Below are 21,939 nucleotides of genomic sequence, written 5' to 3'. Positions count from 1 at the left end.
ATTAAAGCTCCCCTTCTTGTTTCTGCTGCCGGAGTGGAAGCGTGAGATGGAACACTGTTCCGACCCCTTCTTCACTCTCTACTTCAATGGTTCCTTGATGCTCTTCAATAATTTTATAACTAACCATTAACCCAAGTCCAGTGCCTCTTTCTTTTGTTGTATAAAATGGTTCTCCGAGACGCTTTAGTTTATCCTCTGTCATGCCGCAGCCTTCATCACGAAGAGAAATCACAATGTGCTCCTCCCCCTTCCTTTGAATGCTCACGTATACATTTCCTTTCTGAGGCATTACTTCAATCGCATTTTTCAAAATGTTAATAAAAACTTGCTTCAATTGATTTTGTTCACAGTAGATGAGCGGAATATCATCCAGCACATCTAAATGCATTTGTACATTGCCAAGATTGGCCTGTGCGTGAAGAAGGTCCATCGTGTCTTTGACAATTTGCACGACATTTTTTTCTTCATAGATGATGGCCTGCGGTTTCGCTAAAATCAAAAATTCTGTAATGATGGATTCGATTCTTTTTAGCTCTGATGTGATGACATTAAAATAGAGCGAATACTCCCCTTCAATGTTTCCTTTGAGCAGCTGAATGAAGCCTTTTAAAGCCGTCATTGGATTTCTAATTTCATGGGCAATTCCAGCAGCAAGCTCTCCGACAACATGAAGCGTATCCGATTTTCTTACCCGCTCCTCTAATTCCTTGCGTTCAGTCACATCTCTAAAGATGGCCAAATTCATGTTATGAATAATATTTCGTTTAAAAGAAAACTCCAAAATACGTTGATCTGGATGGTTCAGCACAAATGGAACTTCATTGTCCATCTCATCTAATGACATCGCCTGAGCTGGCTGCGCCAAATTTTCAATTTGATATGGCGCAAGGATATGAAAAAGATTCATTTCCGTTAAGTGATCATCTTTGAGGCCAAGCAGTTCACTTGCGGATGGATTCACATCAATAATCCGGTATTGATTATCGAAAAGAACAATGCCATCCATAGAGCCATTAAATACTTTACGGAATTTGAGCTCACTTTCTCGCAGCTCCTCTTCCATTCGCTTTCTGTCACTGACATTCCGTAGAATGGTTAAGTGCTGTCCTTCTAATACCGCATGCTTAGAGGTGAACTCAAGCTCTTTGAATTGGCCATTCGCCATTCTAAAGAGAAGTTCTTCTCTGATTTCAAGATTCCTGATATACCGTCTTCTTGTCGGCCGGTATCTGCGATCAGATTTGACTAGAAAATCCATGAGTTTCTTGCCAATCAGCTGATGCATCGGTAATTCAAAAATTCGGCAGGCTGATTCATTTGCCCTGACAATTTCTCCATCATCCGCCCAAATGATGATGGCATCCATCGCATTTTCGAATATTTCTCTAAAACGTTCTTCACTTTTTAGCAGCTTTTCTTCCATTAATCTTTTTTCTGTAATATCACGCATGATGGACATGTAAAAACCGCTCATCACATTGGATGTGATGGTCAGTTCGAATAATTTGTGCTGCCCAGATTGAAGGGTAACAGGAAGTTCTCCCTTTGCTTTCCCTGTTTCTTTCAATGAAGTTAAGAGCTGCTGGAGCGCTGGAAGGTTTTCTTCTTCAACAAATTCATTTAAGTAGCGGTCTGTTAAATCTGTTTTTTGAAGTTCAAAGCTCTGGCAAAAAGAGTGATTGGCGTCAATCATACAACCATCCTGATCAAAAATGACCATACCGTCAATCGCTCGATCAAATAAATCTTTAAACAGCTGCTCATTCATCGAACGTTCTCGCTCTAATATTTTCTTTGAAGAAATATCACGCATGACGACAATATATTGTTGATTCACCACGTCGTGCTCCGCCACAAATTCAATATATTTTGTCTCTCCATTTTCAAGTTGAATGGAGATCTCTCTTTTTAACGTTCCTTTTCGAAAAAAAATCTCAAGCGAGCAGTCAATTTTGTTTTTCGGGATGCCGTATAGGAAATCTAGAACGGATTTATTGAGGAGGTCTTCTTTCGGTGTTTGCACAAGCCTGCATGTCGCTTCATTGGCTTGGATAATGTTGAGGTGCTGATCAAATATAAAAATCGCATCTAACGTCTTATTTAACAGCATTTTGTGCTGTATCAATTCATTTCGCAAATATTCGTTCTCTTTTTCTAATTTTCTGATATTTTTCGCACCATCGAGCGTTTCAGTCATTCTCTTACACTCCTTTTCCAGCCTCATTCCTCTACAATATTTCTACAAGATTTTCATTGTTCCTTCATTCGACTCATAAAAAAAGAGAACTTTTTACACGAGGCTTGCTTCATTTGTTTCATTTGGATGACACGATTGTATAACGATTCTCTTTTCTTACGCTTCTTTTACAACCGTTCTACAATTTCACATCAAATAGCGAAATGAGCCAATTTGTATTTTAAAATGGGGCAAATGAGGGAACAGTGCACTTAGAACGTTTATGTTCGAAAAGAAGCAGGAAAGGTGATGTTATGACGTCAACGAGAGACAGTTATTTTGATAATGCAAAATTTCTTCTGATTTTTCTAGTTGTTTTTGGTCATTTGTTACGGTCATTCATACATGATAATGACTGGATACTCTACTTATATAAATTTATTTATACATTCCATATGCCCGCTTTTATATTGGTGTCTGGCTTCTTTGCCAAAGGTTTTAGAAAACCAGGTTTTATGAAAAAAGTCGCAGTTAAGCTGATCATCCCATATTTGATTTTTCAGGTCATCTATTCTGTGTATTATTATTTCTTACAGGATCAAAGCATCTCTAACTTAAATCCGATTGATCCGCAGTGGTCTTTATGGTTTTTAATCAGTTTATTCTTTTGGAACTTACTACTCATTCCTTTTTCAAAACTGCCATTCCACTGGGCAATGATCGTCAGTTTATCGATGGCGTTACTTGTCGGTTACGTGGACAGCATTAGCGATACACTCAGCCTATCTCGTACATTTGTCTTTTTGCCGATGTTTTTAGCTGGCTTTTATTTAAAAAAGCAGCACTTTGAATTTATCCGAACAAGCAAAGGGAAACTGACTGCACTCCTTGTACTAATGGCCGTGTTCATGTTTTGCTATTTTTATGAATTCGATTATTCCTTTTTATTTGGGTCACAGTCTTACGCTTCTCTTGGAGATGAAGGACTCATTGCAGCTATGAAACGAATGGTATGGTATTTACTTGCATTTGCTGCTACCTTTAGTTTCTTTGCATTAGTCCCAACACGCCGGTTCTTCTTTACCAAATGGGGCACAAGAACGCTTTATGTCTATTTACTTCATGGCTTTGTGATTAAGCTTTTAAGAACGACTTGGTTTGATGATTGGGCTCTAAATACGGCAAGTGTATTGATTCTATTGCTACTTACGGTCCTCTTAACCTTTACCCTATCTAGTACATTTGTTAAAACTGTTGCACAACCAGTCATCGAGCTCAAAATGACCAGTCTGATGCGAACCATTACTGGCAGACAAAACAGTTATATTAAATAGGAAAAACGATCCTGTGAGGATCGTTTTTTTTCTATTTATTTTTTGTTTTTCTGTTCAGTGTGACATCCATCGTTTTTTTTAGGCTTCATTAAAGTATCAATCCATTTACTGCTGTTTATATCTCCTAGCTCGCTGCCAAATTCCTCTTCTAACATATCGGGGTTCATCGGTTTTTTATGGTCTTTCATATCTTTACTTTTCACATGCTTTTTAGTCACGAGATGCTCCCCCCTGTTTCCCTTGATGAGAATTTCGGTTCGCCTGGCGGTCTTCTGATTGCTCGTCAAATTGTGTTTGTCCTTGATCGTGTGCCATGCTTTCTGTAGGCGTCATATTATTCGTGAGTGCTTCATTTTTTGCTGTTTTTCTTTTCATTTGTCATCATTCCTTTTTAACATGTTTAGTTCTTCGCTCAATTGATCAAATAACTCTTTCATTTGTTTGACTGTCACTGGTTTTTCCTCAGGCTTTAACTCATATCCAATTTGCCCATTCGCTTCTAGCGTTGCTTTTTTGAGACTGCTGATGTCTGTGATGCCCTGCTGCTTTAAGCGCATTTTGAATTGGTCCCTTGTCAGCCGCGTTTTTTTCAGCTTGTGATCAAGCATTTCTCCATCCTCTAAAATCACCACAGACTTCCCTGAAACCAATTTTTCAAAAAAATCAAATTGAATCGACAGCTTTTCCATAATCACAAGCGCCACAATAAAAATGGCGGCCGCATAAATGGTTTCAAGTAAATTATGCTCAATAAAGGGTTGGATAATAATCGATCCAATCGAAATCATGATGACTGTCTGTTGAACCGTTAATTGACTAATGGATTTAGGCCCTGCTATTCTCAGCAGCAAAGTACCAACGAGCAGCATTACAATTGCTTTCCATAACACATCCAGCACGTCTCTTTCACCTCTTACCTATAGATTGCGAACATCCTTTGTGATTTAGCCAGTTATATAATGGAAATAAAAAACCAGCATTCAGTAGGAATGCTGGTCTGATTGTTGATAAAGAGTTAAAATGATCTTTATTTTAGCTCTTCTTCTTTTCAGCGTGATAGAAAACCTTTGCAGTCTAGGAAAGTCGAGCACCGGAGCGGAGCGAATTTGACATTCGTGAGCACCGGAGCACAGATTTGACAACGAATGCGAGGGTTTGGTCTACACGCTGAAACCAGTATTCAGTAGGAATGCTGGTTAGCCGATGATCACACGCTCTTTCGGATAATGATAATTCGCTTCACTTTCCCGGCGGCCAATTAAATACAAGAAGCTTGGAATTCCAATCCGTCCTATAAACATGACGACCATAATAATACACTTACCAAATACGGACAAGTCAGACGTAATTCCGAGCGACAGTCCTGTTGTTCCGAAGGCAGAACAAACTTCAAATAAAGTTTCAAGAAGTGTATGATGGTCTGATAAAGTTAACAGAAACGTAGCACCAAACACTAAAATAAAGGCCATCATCGTCACCATGAGGGATTTATTAATGTCCGCTTGATGAAGCTCTCTTTTAAAGATTTTAATGGACTTATTTCCTCTCGCAAAATGAAACAAAGCAAGTAAATTAAGGGCAAACGTGGTTGTCCGAATTCCGCCCCCTACCGAGCTTGGAGATGCCCCGATAAACATCAGCAAACATAAAAATAACAGTGTCGGCTCTGTCAATTGCGTAATATCTAATGTCGAAAGCCCGCCACTTCTGGTAGCTGTTGATTGAAACAAAGAATAAAACAAGATTTCATGCCAGCTCTTCCCTAGAAAAGTAAACCGAGCTTCAAGTGCATAAATCCCAATTGCCCCAACGACAACAAGGAGGCCAAACGTGATTGTTGTAATTTTCGTAAACAATGAAAACGATGCATGTTTTCGGTCTTGATTGAATAAATAATCCTTTACTTCGACAAGCACCGGAAAACCAATAGCGCCAAAAATGATGAGCAGCATCGTGATAAATTGGACGAAATAGTCATCTTTATAAGGAATTAACGAATTCCCTGTAATATCAAAGCCTCCATTGGTTGTGGCACTGATACTAGAGAAAAATCCGTGTAAAAAAGCGCCTTGCACATCGTAATACTTTAGAAAATACATACTTAAAATCAGACCGCCTACAAACTCAATCAGCAAGATTAAATATAAGACCTGCTTCATGAGTTTTACAATTCCTGATAAGTTGCTCTGGTTTTGGTCTGCCATAATTAATTTTCTTTCTTTAATGCCGATCCTTTTTCGCATAACCAGCCAGACGAATGTACCAAGTGTCATAATGCCGATACCACCGATTTGCAAAACAAATGCAAGGATCCACATCCCGGTCACACTAAATGTTTGTGACGTATCGACAACAGTCAGACCCGTGACACTGACAGCACTCACAGCTGTAAATAGCGCATCAATAAATGTCCATTTGACTCCTTCTTGGTGAGCCACTGGCAGACTGAGTAGAATGAACGACACGGTCACAGCAAGAAAATAATAAAGGGCAATCAGCTGAAAAGCCGACAGCCGGTCGATTAGTTTTTTCATTGGATTCATGGTTATTCCTTCTTTTATCTTTCTTTTCGAATACTTTATCATTTTAATGAAAAGAGAGAAGATTTTAAAGGTATTTTGTGCTTTATTTACTTTTTCATCAAAAAGAAAAAGACATCCTTACGCAGAATGTCTTTTGATCTTTCTTATTTTGCTTCGAGTCTTCTAATTCTTTCGTTTAAATCAGGGTGTGTTGAGAAAAGAGAAGCTTTTCTTTTACCACTGATTTTCAGTGTAGCAACAGCTGTTTGATCATCATCTTTAATTCTTGATGTATACGCCTCTAGTGAACGGAGCGCATGAATCATTTTATCTTTTCCTGCAAGGTCCGCACCGCCGCGGTCTGCATGGAATTCGCGATGTCTAGAGTAAGCAAATACGACAAGGCTTCCTAAGATAGAGAAAATAATTTGGAAGACGATCACAGCGATAAAGTGAACAATCGGCACAAGCTCTTCACGTGGAACGAAACGGCTTGCGATCCATGCCGCAATTCTTGAAAGGAAGACAACAAACGTGTTGACGATTCCTTGAAGTAACGTCATTGTAACCATGTCACCGTTCGCTACGTGAGCGACTTCGTGAGCGATAACCCCTTCAACTGCTGCATCATCCATTTCATGAAGCAATCCAGTTGATACGGCAACAAGCGATCTTCTTTTAGAAGGACCTGTCGCAAATGCATTTACTTCAGATGATTGGTAAATACCGACCTCAGGCATTTTAGAAAGGCCTGCTGCTCTTGATAGTCTGTGAACGCGGTCAACAAGCTGCTGCTCATCATATGTTAAAGAATCCTTTTCTGGATTTAACACACGCACACCCATCATCATTTTTGCCATCCAGCGAGACATCGCTAGTGACATAAACGAGCCTACAAAACCAACAACTGCACTGAATACAAGAAGATAAAGGATATTAAGTCTTCCGTCTGCTCCTATATAAGAACCAACACCAGTTGCTGCACTAATAACCGATAGGACAATACCAATCGTAGTGATAACAAGAATGTTCGTTAATATAAACAGAAATATTCTTTTACCCATACATAACCTCCGCTGTCATATTAAGTTCATTTGAACTTATTAATAAAATTATAAAAATAAACGTCTCAAATTGCAAGGAAAAAGGAATCGTTTTCTATGTTTATCATACTGGCTAAAACCTCGTCATTTCAATGATTACGCTACTTGCATCCGCAAACAAGTGAACAAATTGTGACGCACCGGTCCTATTTTAGTTTATTTTGCATTTTCATTAAAAAGAGATTATGATGTTGAATTAGATCAATAATCACGTTTTTGACGTACAAAATGAGGTGGAACATGGTGACTTTTAAATTAACGAGAATTGACATGACGAGACTTCTGTATTCTCTAAAAGGCGAGGGAGATCTGACTCCGCTTCAGCTTTTGAATTTATCTGTAAAAAGCGATAAGGAACATGAATATGATGAATTAAGAATCCCTTCGTTTTTTGAAAAACTCGAACGGCGGAAGCAAAAATCAGAGCACGGGCTTTCAACGAACGAAATCGTTGAGCTTGGCAACTTGTGTGAACTGACTTCTCTTAAATCGACAGCCATTCAAAACTGGATCAAGCGCGATATTAAAGATATGATCGGCCATCCAGAGCTTGGCAAGAAGTACTCCATTGATCAAGTCGTTATTTTATTAATTGTCCGGGATTTAAAATCAGTATTTGATTTTGATTCTATTCGTACGATCTTATCTGCCTTATTTAATACGATCACAGATCGAACGGATGATATTATCAGCCCCATCCGTTTTTATGAAGCATATGCGCACGTCCTTGATTTTATTTATCACCATACACATTTTCCATTAAAGGAAACGAATTTACGAGAAATGACAGAAGAGCAGACGGACAAACTCCACGAAGAGTTTACAGAATTGACGAAGCCGCAATGGCATTTGATTAAAGGCATTATCAGTTCTACCGTGTTCTCCGTTTTCACTTCTCACTTGCAAAGCACAGCGCAAGAAATGATGTTGAATACGCTTCAGCTGAAAAAGGCTTAAAACTGAGCCCGAGGTGACCTTCATCACCTCGGCTTTTTTGTGCAGCAATTGCCAGCATAATTGCAGGCTGTTTTTTTCAAAATAAGAAGGCGCAACAAACATGAGGTGAAAGGAGGAATATGTGATGGCAAATCGAAATCAACTTCTTGTTCCTGGAGTAGAACAAGCTTTAGATCAATTTAAATACGAGATCGCTCAAGAATTTGGCGTGAATCTCGGTTCAGATACAGTCGCACGTTCAAACGGTTCTGTTGGCGGCGAGATGACAAAAAGACTCGTACAGCAGGCGCAATCTCAAATGGGCCATTCAACTAAATAAAGACATGGTGAAATACGCCGGATCTATTCTGGCGTTTTTTTACTGTTCATATGTAGGCTCATCCCGGTTTTCACGGTATGAGGGCGGTGTGTTTTTTCCTTTTTGTTTGACGCCATCTCTGTTACGTTCGTCGTACGGACGATTCTGACCACTGTCGTTTTTTTTTACATGCTTTTTAGTATCACCACGTGATGTGCCGTTTGGATGTTTTTTTTCATCTGGATCAGTCGAGTGATTTTTTTTTTGCTCTTTGTCTTTTTCAAAAGAGCGATCCTTTTCTTCTTTTCCCTTTTTCTCTTTGTTATCAAGATTAGGGCTTGTTTGGTGAGGCTTTTGAACAGCTCCTTGCTCTTCCCTCTCAACTTCCTTCTGCTCTTTGTCTTCGCCTTCAGGAGCTTCTTTATCAGGCTGCATTTCATCGCTATCGTCTGTCTTGATGTCTTCTTTTTTGTCTTCGTCTTTTTGATCTTCATCAGCATTTTTCGGCTCTTCTTCTTTGACAGCCTCGTCATCTGCTGGATCTTCATCTTCTTTTTTAACGTCCTCTTGTTCGTTTTCTTGCATTTCTTGATTTCTAATATAAGTTCCTGTTGAAATGCCTGCTTTTTGTGCCTTTTCTCTTGTTTCCAGGTCACCTTCCACAGTTTCTAGCTTATAATTGCGCTTTTGATATTCCCCCGAGATGGTGCTGATTTTACTTTTTACGTTTGTTTTGTATGTATGATCCTGCTTGTTTTCATAAACAGTTGAAATATAAATGCTTTTAGAGTGGTTCACGTATCCCTTTTTATCACAATCATCGATGATTTCCTGCACGACTTTGGTCATGTCGTTTTTTTCTAAATCTTTCATACTGGCCAGTACTTGCTTCGCATCTTTATTCAGCGGAGTGACACCGATCACTTGATAATTGTGATCGAGTTTCAGCTCAAAGCTTGGGTTAATGTCAATCGTCATATATGCATATGCTTTTTGACTTGAGAAAGATGGCATCATAGTGAAAATCACGACAATAATTGCTGCAATTGATAGAATTCCTGCATTTAACGGACGTAAACGAAGCAGGTCAAAAAAACCGGCTCTTTTTCTTTCGAGACGTGATTCATTCGGAAACGTCACTTCTTGACCGATTTCATAGTCTTGCTGTTCATACTTTGTCCGCAGAAATTGTCCATCAGGGGTCAGCAGTGTGACATATTTTTTGTTTTTCTCTACTATAATGCCTCTTCTCATGAATTAAGCACCCCTTTAAGGTAATCTTTCAAATACACATAATCACCTGTCATAATGATCGCCATCGCAATAATATATTTTCTATTTCTCTCAATCGTTTTGCGGCTGACTTCCACTAGCTTTTCCAGCTGTTTGACTGGCAATTGTTTTTTCTGAAATAAAATGGTTCTCAGTTCATCGTGCTTCACGAGTGTATGGGCCACTTTAATGGCATTTTGTCTCGCATCCGCATGCTTTGGTGAATGCTCAAGCAGTTCTTGAAACGTAAGACCATATACTTTCAATCGTTCTTTAAAATGTTCAATCTCTTCTCTTCTATGTTCTTGTTCAATTAAACGCCTATATTCATTTGCAGAAAGCTCTGCTTCAATCATGCTTTGCGAGTATTCGCCATTCTCACTTTCTTGAAGGTCCATTTGAACCGTTGGCGCGTTTCTTGCTTCTTTTCGAATATAGTCGATTACTTTTCTTTTAATAATTAACTCCGCAAATGCAAGGAGTGAGTTGCCTTTTTCGGCAGAGTATTTTTCTATCGCTTCATTAAAGGCAATTAAGCCTACGCTAAATTCATCATCTTTTTCATCTATATATCGTTTACAAACGGATGAAACCGTCTTAGCGACAAATGGTTTGTATTGCTCTATTAATGCATTTTGCAGCTCGGTATCACCCTGTTGGATGTTGATTGCCGACTGCTCTAATGTTTGCTTTTTCTTTCCCTTTTTAAACAAAAGGCTAAGCAATGGTTTCACCTCAGTTCTCCCTATATTACTCATTTATGATAGCTAATTTATGAGGGAAGCGCAAAGGAAGAAATGAGGAATTCATTTCCTGTTACTCAATTGTGACATGTATTTCTCTATCTACTTTACAACGTTTCGTTTAAAAGCAAAGAAATAAGGGGGTACCCCCCCCTTTTTTGTAATATACGTGTTATGAAAATGAAATGATATTTCTTTCAAAAAACCTACTCTTCCAGCCGCATCTCTTGTTTTTCCTCGCTTTGCTGGCTGCCTTTTCTTGATGGACTTGATAAAAACCAACCAAATGCTGCAATTGCGAGAAGGACCGTCCAGAAAATGATTTTCCATAATGTTGAATGAATGAAATGAGAGGACACGACCCCAATGGCTGGATGAGAAAGTGTATAGAGCGTCAGCTTCACGCCAACCCATCCGACAATGACAAATGCCGCTGTTTCTAGGCTTGGTCTCGTTTTAAGCAGTTTCACAAATACAGTCGCCGCAAACCTCATGATCACTAGACCAATGATACCGCCCAATAGAATGACAATAAATTGACCGCCATCAAGCCCGCCAATTTGTGGAAGGTTTGTTGCTGGCAGAGTCACAGCTAATGCAACAGCTGCTAAAATAGAATCTACTGCAAATGCAATGTCAGCAAGCTCAACTTTCACGACGGTTGCCCAAAAGCCGCTTTGTTTCATGTTTGTGTCTGCTTCCTTTTTCTTAAATACGTGCGATTTTAAAATATGGTGAATCGAAATATATAGAAGATAAATTGCGCCAATGGCTTGAACTTGCCACACATCTACTAAAAACGAAATAAGAAAAAGAGAACCAAATCGCATGACAAATGCTCCCGCAAGTCCGTAAAACAATGCCTTTTTTCTTTGTTTTTCAGGAAGGTGTTTGACCATCACAGCCATAACCAGCGCATTATCAGCTGCTAAAATCCCTTCTAACCCAATCAATACGAGAAGAACCCACCCGTACTCTAAAATAATTGCTGCATCCATCATCATTCCTCCTTATTTTTTATCTATTGTCCCACAACAGACAAAGGCTTATGAATGCAAAAAAGACCTTTGCCTGTAATGGCAAAGGTCTTGCTAGACATGTGATATGTAAATCATGCCAACAAAGCCGATGGAATGAGGTTCCATGTAATGACGACTTTGTTTCCGGTAAAAACCGGACGCTACTCCCCTTTGGTGGGATTAAGAATATTTAGATTACTTATATCATAATCAACAGACCCCGGATTGTCAACAGGTGACTTTTTATCTCCACCCATTGATTAAGCCGTTGGTGTTTCTGTTTTTCTTTTTCTTCGTTTCAGCCACACGTAGAGAACAAACAATAAGAGCATACCAATTCCAATCGGCAATACATATGGTTCTAAAATGGTTCCAACCTCTTGCCAGTTCTCCCCAAGGACAAATCCTAGGTACACATATACAAATGTAATTGGCGTAATCGCCAAAAACGTATACAGGCAAAAAACCCACACATTCATCTTCGCAATCCCGCACGGAATGGAAATAAGGGTTCTGATCCCTGGAATAAACCGGCCACTAAACGCAACAAATCCGCCATGTTTTTCAAAAAAGGCATCCGATTTATCAAGTGACTCAGGTTTCACAAAGAAATATTTCCCATATTTATTTAAAAAGGGTCTCCCTCCATAACGCCCTAACCAGTACAAGGTCAAGGGGCCTGCAACACCGCCAATAGAACCGGCAGCCACAACACCGATGAAGGCCATGTCCCCTTTTGAAACCCAGTAACCTGCAAGAGGCAACACCACTTCAGCAGGAACAAATTCAATGCATAATGCAAGAAAGATGCCGAAGTACGACAAATTCTTAAAGGCATCAGCTAATGAAATAATAAAATCTTCGATGTTTATCAATCCCTTTCACACATAATCAGTTTGACAGGCTATGCTTGCAAATCGTACCGTGCCACCTATTAAACGAATAAAAAACCAAAAACGATTCACTTTTCTTCGTTTTTTTACATTAAATTTGATTTTACTATAAAAAATGTTCAAAAAAAATGCTAAATGCCCTTTTTAAGTAAAGGAAAAGTGAACACAGGCGCCACTTGATCCGATATATTAAGTATATGTCTGTTTTTAGATACAGGAGGTTTTCTTACATGACACATTTAACAGGAAGCTACAACGGATGGCTTGTCTTTCTGTCAGTCGCTGTCGCCGCTGTCGCCTCCTACTCAGCTCTTCAATTAGCCAGCCGGGTGATCCAGTCGAGCGGCGCAAAGAAAAGAGTATGGTTGATCATTGGTGCGATGATCATGGGGATGGGAATATGGTCAATGCATTTTATTGGCATGATGGCGTTTCATCTACGCTCTGGTATCACATATGAAACACCCTTACTCATTTTATCGATTTTGGCCTCTTTTATCGGTTCTTTCATTGCATTTTCAATATGTATTCAGCAGCAACTTTCTACAAGACGACTTTTGATTAGTTCGATCACGATGGGCTCAGCTATTTGCAGCATGCACTACCTCGGATTGGAATCAATGGCGAATGTCACCATCAGCTATGACCCTGTTCTCTTTTTTCTTTCGTTTTTTATTGGTGCGCTCGCTTCATTCTTTTCATTACACCTTTTTTTCCGGCTCCATCGCTCTGAGAAAAGGCGGGAGGATCAGCTGTTAAAAATAGCGGGTGCACTGATGATGGGCGGTGCTGTTGCGGGCATGCATTACACTGGCATGGCGTCTTCGACGATGTTTTTTCATTCAGATGGTCATGCCGCTGCGGGTGGTTCTCTTGAAATGTCACCATTTAGCCTGTCCATTTTCATCGGCCTGATGACGCTTATCGTCCAATCACTTATGATTTTCGGCGCCTATATTGATCACCGGATTATGTCACAATCCGATCAGCTAAAAGAAAATGAACAGCGGTTCCAATCACTGATCAAACATAATATAGATGGGATTATCGTGTTATCTGTTGATCGAAAAGTGATATCTGCGAATGACCCAGGCAAACACATTTTGAAAATGTGCAATTCCTGGATTGGTGATGATGTGAGTCAATACGTCATGCCGACTGAGATGTGGGAAGACTTTATTGATCAATCAAAAAAAGCAATTACGCGTGAAGCAGAACTGAAAGCAGCAGATCGTTTTTATTATTATCATGTTACATACATACCCGTACACGTCAACCATACACTTGACAGCATTTATCTCGTTTTAAAGGATTTAACCCAGCAGAAGATTGCTGAAAAAGAAATTCATGTGATGGCACATTATGATGCACTAACTGAACTGCCCAACCGTCGTCATGGAATTAATCATTTAAATGATGTTTTATCCGCTCAAGAAGAGACAAAAACGTCAACGGCAGTTCTTTTTCTTGATTTAAATCGGTTTAAAATTATTAATGATGCCCTTGGTCATAACATAGGCGATCTGCTGTTGAAAGCCGCCGCAAACAGATTAACCAAATGTTTGCCTGACAATGGCTTTATTGCAAGAATTGGCGGGGATGAATTTTTAATGATCTTTCCTCACCTGGAGCATGGTACACATAAAATTGAACAGCTTTCGAAAAACATCATTCGCCAATTTGAACGACCTTTTTTCATTCAAAACCATCAGCTCATTACATCCATTAGTATTGGAATCGCCATCTCTCCGCAAAACGGAAAGAATGGCATGGAATTGATGAGAAAAGCAGATATGGCCATGTACTTATCAAAGAAACATAAACAAAGCCGCTATGAATTCTTTACTGAATCTATGGAGAGATTGAGTGAGGACAGACTTAATCGCGAACTGGAGCTACGAGATGCCATTCAAAGAAAGCAGTTTGTGCTTCATTATCAGCCGCAAATCAGCGCCAAAACAAGACAGATGACAGGTGTTGAAGCCCTTTTAAGAATGAAAGCACCAGACGGTTCTCTAAAATCACCCGAGGCTTTCATTGAACTTGCTGAAGAATCCGGCCTGATCATCGATATTGGAAGGTGGGTCATTGACACGGCATGTAAGCAGGCAAAATTGTGGTATGACAAGCAATTGAAAATCCCTGTAGCAGTCAATTTATCTGCTAAGCAGTTTAACTCTGAAGACTTAATTGATTTGATCAAACTAACGCTAAAAAAATACGACCTTCAACCATCACTTCTTGAGCTTGAAGTGACAGAAAGCATGACAATGGACAACATCAAGCAGTCAAAACAAGTACTGACGTCTTTAAAACAACTTGGCGTCCGCATTAGTATTGATGATTTTGGTACAGGCCACAGCTCTTTAAGCTATTTGAAGGATTTGCCGATTCACCGTCTGAAAATTGATAAATCATTTATCGAGGATATTTTGAGTGATTCAAAGTCTGAGCAAATCACAGGGGCTATTATTGCAATGGGGCACCAGCTATCTCTAGAAGTCATTGCTGAAGGTGTTGAAACTTTTGCACAAGCACAACTTTTATCTGCGCAGGGCTGTGACGATCTACAAGGCTTTTATTATGCCAAGCCACTTCCAGCTAGTGATATTGAAAAATTTATCGCCTATCCTGCTCATCAGCTGGATACATAAAAAAGGTGCCAACCATGGCACCTTTCAGCGTGTAGACAAACCCTCGCATTCTTTGTCAGTCCTGCGTGCTGGTGCTCACGAATGACAAATTCGCTCCGCGCCAGTACTCGTCCTTCCTAGACTGCAAAGGTTTTCTATCACGCTGGGCTGAAAAGAAGACAAAGGGCTAAAATCAATTTCATTTTAGCCCTTTGTCAACAATCTAAAAGGTGCCAACCATGGCACCTTTTCGTTTTATCTAAATAACAAATGCTGACTGTGAATACCTGCTTTTTTCAGCAGACTAATTAATTGCTCCTGTTCTTCACGCGAAAGACCAGAAAACGCCCGCGCAATTCGAAGAGAATGGATTGGATAAATTTTATCCAGATAACTGCGCCCTTTATCCGTTAAATGGGCATAAACTGACCGCTTATCCTTTGGGTCCTGTTCTCTTTCAATGAAACCATTTCGTTCTAACTTGTCAATTACGTACGTCACATTCCCGCTGACAAGCAGGAGTCTTGAGCCGATTTGCTGAAGTTTTTGAGCACCTCTCGTATACAGTAATTCGAGAACGGCAAATTCAGTTGGATTGAATCCATGCTCCTTGCTGTCTCTAATACTGTGTTCGGAAACGCTTTTAAATGCCCTTGCAAAAACTTTGTAAAGCGTCATTGAACGTTCTACTTCTTCTTCATTAAACGATAGTCTCATCACATATCTACCTCTTATAATATTTTTTTAACTTCAAGGCTTTCTTGCGGTGCAGTTGGAGCCTTTCGTAAAAAATAGAAGTACGTTTTTGAAAACCCTTTCAACCACATAAGTGACTCCATTCGTGTTATGTATAAGATTTCGATATAAACTTTTAAAATCCTTCTTATTTTTCACAATCATCTCGAAAAAAAGCTTTTCCAGCAAACCATCATGTTACGACAAATTTTAACATAATCTGTAAAGACTCTATATTTTCTTACATTTGATTCGTCAAATTTCTACAAAATTCAATATTGCTATAATATTAAACACACAAAAAAAGAACCCTTCATGTGACAGTGCACATGATAAGGGATGTTAAAGATAGCGATCGGTTTTGTTGAAAAAGAAATGATACTCTTTTTTTAAGTCACTAATTGTCATGTTCTTGGTCATATCAGGGCTATACACCCCAAGTGAGCAAAGCTGCTTCGTATAATAATGTCTTTCTTTCGCTAAAGCTTCTTTTAATATACGCCGCACGACATCTCCCCTCCTATCAATGGATATGGATCGGGTGCTTATGAGGACTTTTTATACAAATCATTTTGTACGGCTCTAAGAAGAGCATGTGCATTCTGACCCGCAACCTGCATGAACTGCTCCAGCAGTTCATCCCTCTTCACATCTAATGCGATGATTTCTTTTGCCATACGGATGATCTGTGTTTTCTCCATCAAGTGCGCCCCCTCCTTATTTTTTCTTTTTCTTATCATATGTTCACGTGATATGATTTGCACTTTATATGTCAATTTTCCTTCCATTGTTTTTCACTTTATTCATTTTTGTGTTATATTATCTAACAAACGTTAGGTTTTTTTACTGACTGTTGGATATAATATGAAGAAAAGACTTGCAGGGGTGAGGATATGACGCAGGAAGATGTATCTTATAAAGATAAAAAAGTCATTTCAATCGGGATTGTCAGTGAATTAACAGGACTTTCCGTCAGGCAAATCCGATATTATGAGGAACGTAAACTCATCTATCCCCAGCGCTCAACAAGAGGCACACGGAAATATTCTTTTTCTGATGTAGAACGTTTAATGGATATCGCCAATAAACGGGAAGATGGTGTGCAGACAGCGGAGATTTTGAAAGACATGAAGAAAAAAGAACAGGCATTAAAAAGCGGACAATATAAGAAAAAGATGCTGGAAGGTCAAATTAACGCGCACTTCCGGTACAAGAATCGATGAACTAAATAAAAATCGCTTACTCGGCAAAATTGACTTAGCACCTGAATATGGAACGATGAAAGCACGAACTTACCCAAAGACCGATTCTTGCAGAAGAGTCTATTTCAGACAACGAAAGCCAATGAATCATTGAAACAGCAAAACGAGGCAGCAATTGCAGCCTCGTTATTAGCTAAAACAACCATTCAACTATTTATCACCTAAGATGCTTGATCTTTAACGATTTAGTTTTTCAAATTTGTTCAGGAATCGAAACAGTTCGTTCATTGAGCACATTCCCCGTGTTTAGCGTCGTTTTGGGTTCAATTAAGAGCAAGTGAACTTCTTCTTCAGCAATTGGCTGATGTTCAACTCCTTTTGGAATCACAAGAAATTCTCCTTCATGAAGCGTTATTTCCCTATCCCTAAAACGGATGACTAGATTGCCTTTCCACACAAAGAACATTTCATCCTCATCATCATGGTGATGCCAAATGAATTCACCCTTAATTTTCACCATTTTCATGTATGAGTCGTTCAACTCTCCACTTATTCTAGGATTCCAATAATCATTTATTTGCGAAAATTTTTCTTCGATATTTACCTTTGAAATCAATCGATTCCCCTCCTTATTAAATGGAAACGTCTGTTTTAATTGCCACAGCTAAAAAATTCTCATTTTCTCCTCTCGATCAAATAAAAGGGACGCAATGAGCATCAACCTCTTCTATCATTCAGTTTACATACTTCATTGGATCACGTAAAATCAAAAAATAGCATATAGATCATCTCAATTTGTGATGCAAAAAAGGAGAGTTAGTTTGGATATTAAATCTTTGGAAGTATTTAAAGCCGTTGCCATTGAACAAAGCATCACAAAAGCTGCTCAAAAATTAAATTATGTGCAGTCCAATGTCACCGCAAGAATCCAACGTCTTGAACAAGAGTTAGGTGTACCTCTTCTCTATCGATATCATAAGAAAATATCTTTAACGCCTGCAGGACGTGAATTGCTTCCCTATGTAAATAAATTACTATACGATTACGAAGAAGCGATAGAAGCAGTAAAGCTTTCCTCTACTCCGCGGGGATCTTTACACATTGGATCTATAGAGTCCACCGCATCTACAAGATTGCCCAGCATTTTCACAGAATATCACAAAAAATTTCCACAAGTAGAATTGAGCTTGTATATGGCACCTACAGTCGATCAAGTTAGCGCTATCCTCAACTACAAAGTAGACGGCGCCTTGGTAGATGGGCCAATTCTTCATCCAGAAATCATCGAGTATCCTGTATTGGAAGAATCCCTCGTTCTCATTACAAGCTACTCCACGGAGCAATTCCAGGTAGAATCTATTTTACATGAGCCGTTGCTCTCGTCATTCGCCCATTGTATTTATTTAGGACGATGGCAAAAGTGGCTAGAGAACAACGGCTATCCTCCTATGAAGGTCATGGAATATGGTACGTTAGAGGGCGTCCTTAAATGTGTTGAAAGCGGGCTGGGAGTGACCGTATTACCAAAATCTATGGTTGAATCTCGGGGACAAGGCAAATTTACCTGTCATCCATTACCAGAACCACATCGAATCGTGCCCACTGTGTTGATCAGGCGACGTGATTCGTACATGACCAGTGCCCTGTCACAATTTATGGAGTTAATGGGCATCACGAATAAGTGATCTGAGACAGATCATTGTTTCATAAATAAGATCATGTGTGATAAAAAAAGAGGATAGATAGAGCGACATTCTTTCAGCTCTTCTATCCTTCTTATGCCTGACTGATCATAAAGCATATGAACGATTCTTTTTATTTAGATGAAGCGTCAGTTCCTTCAACAACCCCTACAAAGTCAATTCGTACGCCGCCTTTTTCAGGATCTTCTTTCACCCGAAAGGCAAGCGCCTTTTTTTCTCCAGTGTTTGCATCTTTATAATTTGCATGAAAGACGTGGATGCTGGCTTCTTCCATTTGAAAATCTTCATAAGAAAGCGTCTCAATTCCCCATTCCTTTTTCGATTTAAGAATGTCATTTGGGCTTGGGACTGCGCCTTCGACATAGACATTGTCCATTTTTCGTTTATTTCCTTCAGTTATCGCTTCAAGCATATGCTCTGATGCCACCAGTCTTCTGTCTTTCCCCTCGTCTTCTCTTGAACATGCACTTAGCAAAACAATGCACATGAAAATGAATAAAAACTTCTTCATTTTTCTCTCCCACCTTCTCCTTAAAATGTAAAGGATGGAAGCGCTATATGCAATCTTTATTCAAAAAAGACTGTAAAACGTTACATTTTACAGTCTTTTGACTACATCAGTGTATGAAGAAATGCTGTTGCAATTCCAAAATAGATGAGTAAGGATAAAATATCATTCAATGTTGTGATCAGTGGTCCAGATGCAATGGCTGGGTCCACGTTTAATCTGTGTAAAATAATCGGCACGACCGTACCTGCCATTGTCCCAATAATCAGTGTTGCAAGAAGCGAGGAACCAACAACAAAACCTAAAATCATATTGCCCTGCCATACCATGGCAACGACCGTAATAATGATTGAACAAACAATCCCAATATAAATACTTGTTCTCAGCTCTCTGAAAATCAAGCGCATAATGGTTTTTTTCGTTAATTCTTCTTTTGACAATCCTCTAATGACAACCGCTAGAGACTGTGTCCCTGTATTCCCTGTCATACCTGCAATCATCGGCATGAAGAACGCTAAAGCAACGACTTGTTGCAAAGTATCTTCAAAATAATTCAAGATACTGCCTGAAATCAGCCCAATGAATAAGAGTAAAATAAGCCACGGAAGACGACGGTATGCCGCCACAAATGCCGGTGTGTCGAACGTGATATCTTTACCAGAGGCAGCAAACTTTTCATAGTCTTCTCCTGCCTCTTGAATCACAACATCAATGATATCATCGACTGTCACAATTCCGACTAGGACATTGTTCTCTTCTACAACAGGGATGGCAAGGAAATCATATCGTTCAATGAGCTTTGCGATTTCTTCCTGGTCTTGAAAGGCACCAACGGCAATGACTCTTGTAAACATAAGATCCTGCACTTTTTCATCTGGCTCACCTAAAATAAGATCCCTGTATGAGAGTACCCCTACAAGCTGTTTTTGATCATTTATGACATATAAGTAGTTGATCGATTCGGCAATTTCAGCAAAGCTTTTCAGCTTCACCACGGCATCCTGAACCGTATAATGCTGCGGAATCCAAACGTACCGATTGGTCATGATCCGACCTGCTGTCTCAGCAGGATAATTCATGAGAAGCTGGACGGCCTTGGATTCCTCTGCTTCCATGTTAGATAAAAGCTGATCCTTCAGCTCATCCTCCATCTCATCAAACAAGTTGGCTAGATCATCGTTATCCATTTTGTTTGTGACGAAGGTGGCTTTGTCTTTCCCTACTTTTTCAAGAACAATCTCTTGATATTCCCGCTCCAGTTCACCCATCATTTCCGTCACGTCATCGACTGTTAAAAAGCTGAGAAAGCGGCCGCGGTGTTTTTCTGGAAGCTCCTTGAATAAGTAGGCCATATCATAAGGCTGAAGTTCTTCCATAATGTTTTTAAATTCTTTACGTTTTCCATCTCTTAGTAAAATAATGATGCGTAAAATGAGTTCATCGTACGTAATGTTCTGTATCATCGCTGTTACCTCCCCAAAATCAGGAGATACCCGAATCCCTTAGATTGTGCGGGGGTCAGGATCTCCTCTATCTGATGCGTCAATCTGATCTTTTGACATACTCTCTATGTGTCTCGAATCGGGATGATCCATCCCCACACCTCCTTTTCTCATAAAAAAGCACCTTCAACCGAATGAAGGCGCTTTGTAAGCATGACAAATAAACACTTGCTCCTTCAATCGTAGAGCTTTAGCACTGTATGGCATAGGATTCATCCAGCTGCATTAAAAATCACCTTATGTCGATGATTCCTGTTGACCCATTGGCGTCTTTGGACATTTTTGGGCAGCAGCGTATCTCCATACAGGAGCCTCACCTAACGAAGTCTCATATTGTTGACACACTGAGATTACAGAAAAAGCGCAATGATGTCAATAAGCAAGATGCCAAGTTTCCTGATGTATTCGCTTTCTTTTCAAAAAAAGAGCGATCGACAAGTTGACCATCGCCCTTTCATGTCTTTTATTCTTCTTCCGGCTGATTCATATCCTCTTGGGAGAGGAGATGAAAGGAATCATGCAAAAACAAAGCATATCCTTCTCCATCAGGATGGGGAACATATTCCGCACGATCCATCGTCTGTTCTTCTTCTTTTTTCTTCATCATATTCTCTCGCCTCCTTTCAAGTAGTTTGTCCCAATGAAAAAACCTTACACATAAAAGTGTAAGGTTCAGCGTGTGCGTGCTGGTGCTCACGAATGTCAAATTCGCTCCGCACCAGTACTCGTCCTTCCTAGGGCTGCAAAGGTTTTCTATCCCGCTCAAAGGTTCGTTTATGGCTTAATCGTCCCATTCTTGCTTGAGGATTTTGCCTGTTTTAGCGGAAATCTCAAAATCAACTTCTTCGCCGCTTGGTGTCGTAATTTCGATTTCATACAAGTACACACCATTTTCTTTATCTAATTCTGAATCTGTGACTGTTCCTTTTACTTTTGCAAGGGCAATTTGTTCAGCCTGTTTTTTGGTGATTTTTACATTTTGTTTCTTTTCTTTGACTGGATCATTGAGCGCTTTGCCTGTTTTGGCATCGACATATACTTTATATTCAAAGCCGCCTTTTTTAATCTCGACCTCATATACCCATTTTCCTTTTTTACGCTCAAGATCTACATCATCTACATAGCCTTTCACAACTTTTAATGCTGCTTTTTCAGCCTGTTTCTTTGAGACAAATGAAGATTTCTTTTGCACCACTTGTTCGGCATTTGCCGTTTGATTTGTATTTTGCGCTTGAAGGGTGAAACCACCTGCGACAAGTGCTCCTGTGAATGCTGTAGCGACTAGTACTTTTTTTATCATGCTTAATTCCTCCTCTGTTTGATTTCTCCTTTATCTTAA

24 protein-coding genes and 2 riboswitches are annotated in these 21,939 nt (G+C 39.5%); of the genes, 6 read left to right on the top strand and 18 right to left on the bottom strand.

The genetic code is table 11. From position 1 onward, the window contains the following. Nucleotide 1 precedes the first annotated feature (1 nt). On the bottom strand, nucleotides 2-2,197 hold the full coding sequence (locus KVT11_RS02560) for a PAS domain-containing sensor histidine kinase (protein WP_024719640.1): 2,196 nt from the start codon (nucleotides 2,195-2,197) through the stop codon (nucleotides 2-4). 293 nt (nucleotides 2,198-2,490) lie between these two features. Between KVT11_RS02560 and KVT11_RS02555 the strand changes: the two genes are divergently transcribed. Further along, the gene (locus KVT11_RS02555) at nucleotides 2,491-3,510 is read left to right on the top strand and encodes an acyltransferase family protein (RefSeq protein WP_017367116.1); all 1,020 of its coding nucleotides are present in this window, start codon (nucleotides 2,491-2,493) and stop codon (nucleotides 3,508-3,510) included. 35 nt (nucleotides 3,511-3,545) lie between these two features. Here the strand turns inward: KVT11_RS02555 and KVT11_RS02550 are convergent, their stop codons facing one another. The 5 genes from KVT11_RS02550 to htpX all read right to left on the bottom strand — a co-directional run bounded on the left by KVT11_RS02550 (nucleotide 3,546) and on the right by htpX (nucleotide 7,096). Further along, a complete protein-coding gene (locus KVT11_RS02550; RefSeq protein WP_108611588.1) occupies nucleotides 3,546-3,728 on the bottom strand; it encodes a hypothetical protein in 183 nt (60 codons plus the stop codon). Beyond that, on the bottom strand, nucleotides 3,721-3,885 hold the full coding sequence (locus KVT11_RS02545) for a hypothetical protein (RefSeq protein WP_008346124.1): 165 nt from the start codon (nucleotides 3,883-3,885) through the stop codon (nucleotides 3,721-3,723). Before KVT11_RS02545 ends, KVT11_RS02550 begins: the two co-directional genes overlap by 8 nt. Further along, complete coding sequence (locus KVT11_RS02540) at nucleotides 3,882-4,409, bottom strand: DUF421 domain-containing protein (protein ID WP_017359458.1); 528 nt, start codon at nucleotides 4,407-4,409, stop codon at nucleotides 3,882-3,884. The genes KVT11_RS02545 and KVT11_RS02540 overlap by 4 nt, the downstream gene beginning before the upstream one ends. Nucleotides 4,410-4,706: 297 nt before the next feature. After that, a complete protein-coding gene (locus tag KVT11_RS02535; RefSeq protein WP_007498761.1) occupies nucleotides 4,707-6,053 on the bottom strand; it encodes a TrkH family potassium uptake protein in 1,347 nt (448 codons plus the stop codon). 143 nt (nucleotides 6,054-6,196) lie between these two features. After that, nucleotides 6,197-7,096 carry a protease HtpX gene (gene htpX / locus KVT11_RS02530; protein ID WP_007498762.1) on the bottom strand — a complete coding sequence of 300 codons (900 nt, stop codon included), beginning with the start codon at nucleotides 7,094-7,096 and terminating at the stop codon, nucleotides 6,197-6,199. A 279-nt stretch (nucleotides 7,097-7,375) separates the two neighbouring features. Between htpX and KVT11_RS02525 the strand changes: the two genes are divergently transcribed. Both KVT11_RS02525 and KVT11_RS02520 read left to right on the top strand, forming a co-directional pair. Further along, the gene (locus KVT11_RS02525; protein ID WP_046343373.1) at nucleotides 7,376-8,092 is read left to right on the top strand and encodes a DUF1836 domain-containing protein; all 717 of its coding nucleotides are present in this window, start codon (nucleotides 7,376-7,378) and stop codon (nucleotides 8,090-8,092) included. 124 nt (nucleotides 8,093-8,216) lie between these two features. Then, entirely contained in the window at nucleotides 8,217-8,411 is a 195-nt protein-coding gene (locus KVT11_RS02520) for an alpha/beta-type small acid-soluble spore protein (protein WP_008346135.1), read from the top strand. A 39-nt stretch (nucleotides 8,412-8,450) separates the two neighbouring features. Here the strand turns inward: KVT11_RS02520 and KVT11_RS02515 are convergent, their stop codons facing one another. The 4 genes from KVT11_RS02515 to KVT11_RS02500 all read right to left on the bottom strand — a co-directional run bounded on the left by KVT11_RS02515 (nucleotide 8,451) and on the right by KVT11_RS02500 (nucleotide 12,299). Continuing rightward, entirely contained in the window at nucleotides 8,451-9,644 is a 1,194-nt protein-coding gene (locus KVT11_RS02515; protein WP_116306781.1) for an anti-sigma-I factor RsgI family protein, read from the bottom strand. Continuing rightward, the gene (gene sigI / locus KVT11_RS02510; protein WP_008346139.1) at nucleotides 9,641-10,396 is read right to left on the bottom strand and encodes an RNA polymerase sigma factor SigI; all 756 of its coding nucleotides are present in this window, start codon (nucleotides 10,394-10,396) and stop codon (nucleotides 9,641-9,643) included. Before sigI ends, KVT11_RS02515 begins: the two co-directional genes overlap by 4 nt. Nucleotides 10,397-10,611: 215 nt before the next feature. Then, the gene (locus tag KVT11_RS02505) at nucleotides 10,612-11,403 is read right to left on the bottom strand and encodes a TerC family protein (protein WP_017359112.1); all 792 of its coding nucleotides are present in this window, start codon (nucleotides 11,401-11,403) and stop codon (nucleotides 10,612-10,614) included. A gap of 32 nt (nucleotides 11,404-11,435) precedes the next feature. After that, nucleotides 11,436-11,606: riboswitch (yybP-ykoY riboswitch) on the bottom strand. A 78-nt stretch (nucleotides 11,607-11,684) separates the two neighbouring features. Continuing rightward, on the bottom strand, nucleotides 11,685-12,299 hold the full coding sequence (locus KVT11_RS02500) for a DedA family protein (RefSeq protein ID WP_116306779.1): 615 nt from the start codon (nucleotides 12,297-12,299) through the stop codon (nucleotides 11,685-11,687). A gap of 248 nt (nucleotides 12,300-12,547) precedes the next feature. Here KVT11_RS02500 and KVT11_RS02495 point away from each other — a divergent pair, with 248 nt between their 5' ends. Beyond that, nucleotides 12,548-14,971, top strand: coding sequence for a bifunctional diguanylate cyclase/phosphodiesterase (locus KVT11_RS02495; protein WP_116306777.1), 2,424 nt, complete (start codon nucleotides 12,548-12,550; stop codon nucleotides 14,969-14,971). 234 nt (nucleotides 14,972-15,205) lie between these two features. Here KVT11_RS02495 and KVT11_RS02490 read toward each other — a convergent pair whose 3' ends face one another. The 3 genes from KVT11_RS02490 to KVT11_RS02480 form a co-directional block, all read right to left on the bottom strand. Further along, entirely contained in the window at nucleotides 15,206-15,670 is a 465-nt protein-coding gene (locus KVT11_RS02490; protein WP_088004396.1) for a MarR family winged helix-turn-helix transcriptional regulator, read from the bottom strand. A gap of 357 nt (nucleotides 15,671-16,027) precedes the next feature. Then, the gene (locus tag KVT11_RS02485; protein ID WP_008346148.1) at nucleotides 16,028-16,192 is read right to left on the bottom strand and encodes a hypothetical protein; all 165 of its coding nucleotides are present in this window, start codon (nucleotides 16,190-16,192) and stop codon (nucleotides 16,028-16,030) included. 38 nt (nucleotides 16,193-16,230) lie between these two features. After that, nucleotides 16,231-16,386 carry a hypothetical protein gene (locus KVT11_RS02480; RefSeq protein ID WP_089374149.1) on the bottom strand — a complete coding sequence of 52 codons (156 nt, stop codon included), beginning with the start codon at nucleotides 16,384-16,386 and terminating at the stop codon, nucleotides 16,231-16,233. Nucleotides 16,387-16,578: 192 nt separating this feature from the next. Between KVT11_RS02480 and KVT11_RS02475 the strand changes: the two genes are divergently transcribed. Beyond that, nucleotides 16,579-16,908 carry a MerR family transcriptional regulator gene (locus tag KVT11_RS02475; RefSeq protein WP_007498778.1) on the top strand — a complete coding sequence of 110 codons (330 nt, stop codon included), beginning with the start codon at nucleotides 16,579-16,581 and terminating at the stop codon, nucleotides 16,906-16,908. A 232-nt stretch (nucleotides 16,909-17,140) separates the two neighbouring features. On the opposite strand, the gene KVT11_RS02470 is transcribed toward KVT11_RS02475, so the two are convergent. After that, nucleotides 17,141-17,503, bottom strand: coding sequence for a cupin domain-containing protein (locus KVT11_RS02470; RefSeq protein WP_079919273.1), 363 nt, complete (start codon nucleotides 17,501-17,503; stop codon nucleotides 17,141-17,143). A gap of 205 nt (nucleotides 17,504-17,708) precedes the next feature. Here KVT11_RS02470 and KVT11_RS02465 point away from each other — a divergent pair, with 205 nt between their 5' ends. Continuing rightward, on the top strand, nucleotides 17,709-18,572 hold the full coding sequence (locus KVT11_RS02465) for a LysR family transcriptional regulator (RefSeq protein ID WP_019743439.1): 864 nt from the start codon (nucleotides 17,709-17,711) through the stop codon (nucleotides 18,570-18,572). Between the two features lie 130 nt (nucleotides 18,573-18,702). Here KVT11_RS02465 and KVT11_RS02460 read toward each other — a convergent pair whose 3' ends face one another. From KVT11_RS02460 to KVT11_RS02445, 4 genes are all read right to left on the bottom strand, one after another. After that, complete coding sequence (locus tag KVT11_RS02460; protein ID WP_017367106.1) at nucleotides 18,703-19,101, bottom strand: hypothetical protein; 399 nt, start codon at nucleotides 19,099-19,101, stop codon at nucleotides 18,703-18,705. A 101-nt stretch (nucleotides 19,102-19,202) separates the two neighbouring features. Continuing rightward, nucleotides 19,203-20,561: a magnesium transporter gene (gene mgtE / locus KVT11_RS02455; RefSeq protein WP_007498785.1), complete on the bottom strand. Its 1,359-nt coding sequence runs from the start codon at nucleotides 20,559-20,561 to the stop codon at nucleotides 19,203-19,205. A gap of 207 nt (nucleotides 20,562-20,768) precedes the next feature. Beyond that, a riboswitch (M-box (ykoK) riboswitch) is annotated at nucleotides 20,769-20,932 on the bottom strand. Between the two features lie 131 nt (nucleotides 20,933-21,063). Beyond that, nucleotides 21,064-21,207 (bottom strand): hypothetical protein, encoded by a 144-nt coding sequence (locus tag KVT11_RS02450; RefSeq protein WP_008346168.1) that lies wholly within the window; start codon nucleotides 21,205-21,207, stop codon nucleotides 21,064-21,066. A gap of 174 nt (nucleotides 21,208-21,381) precedes the next feature. Further along, nucleotides 21,382-21,900 (bottom strand): PepSY domain-containing protein, encoded by a 519-nt coding sequence (locus KVT11_RS02445; protein WP_008346169.1) that lies wholly within the window; start codon nucleotides 21,898-21,900, stop codon nucleotides 21,382-21,384. Nucleotides 21,901-21,939: the final 39 nt, after the last annotated feature.

It is taken from the genome of Bacillus sp. GbtcB10 (assembly GCF_019091365.1).
Classification (GTDB): domain Bacteria; phylum Bacillota; class Bacilli; order Bacillales; family Bacillaceae; genus Bacillus; species Bacillus altitudinis.
The sequence above is the reverse complement of the archived record's forward strand: the minus strand, read 5'-3'. Positions and strand labels throughout refer to the sequence as shown.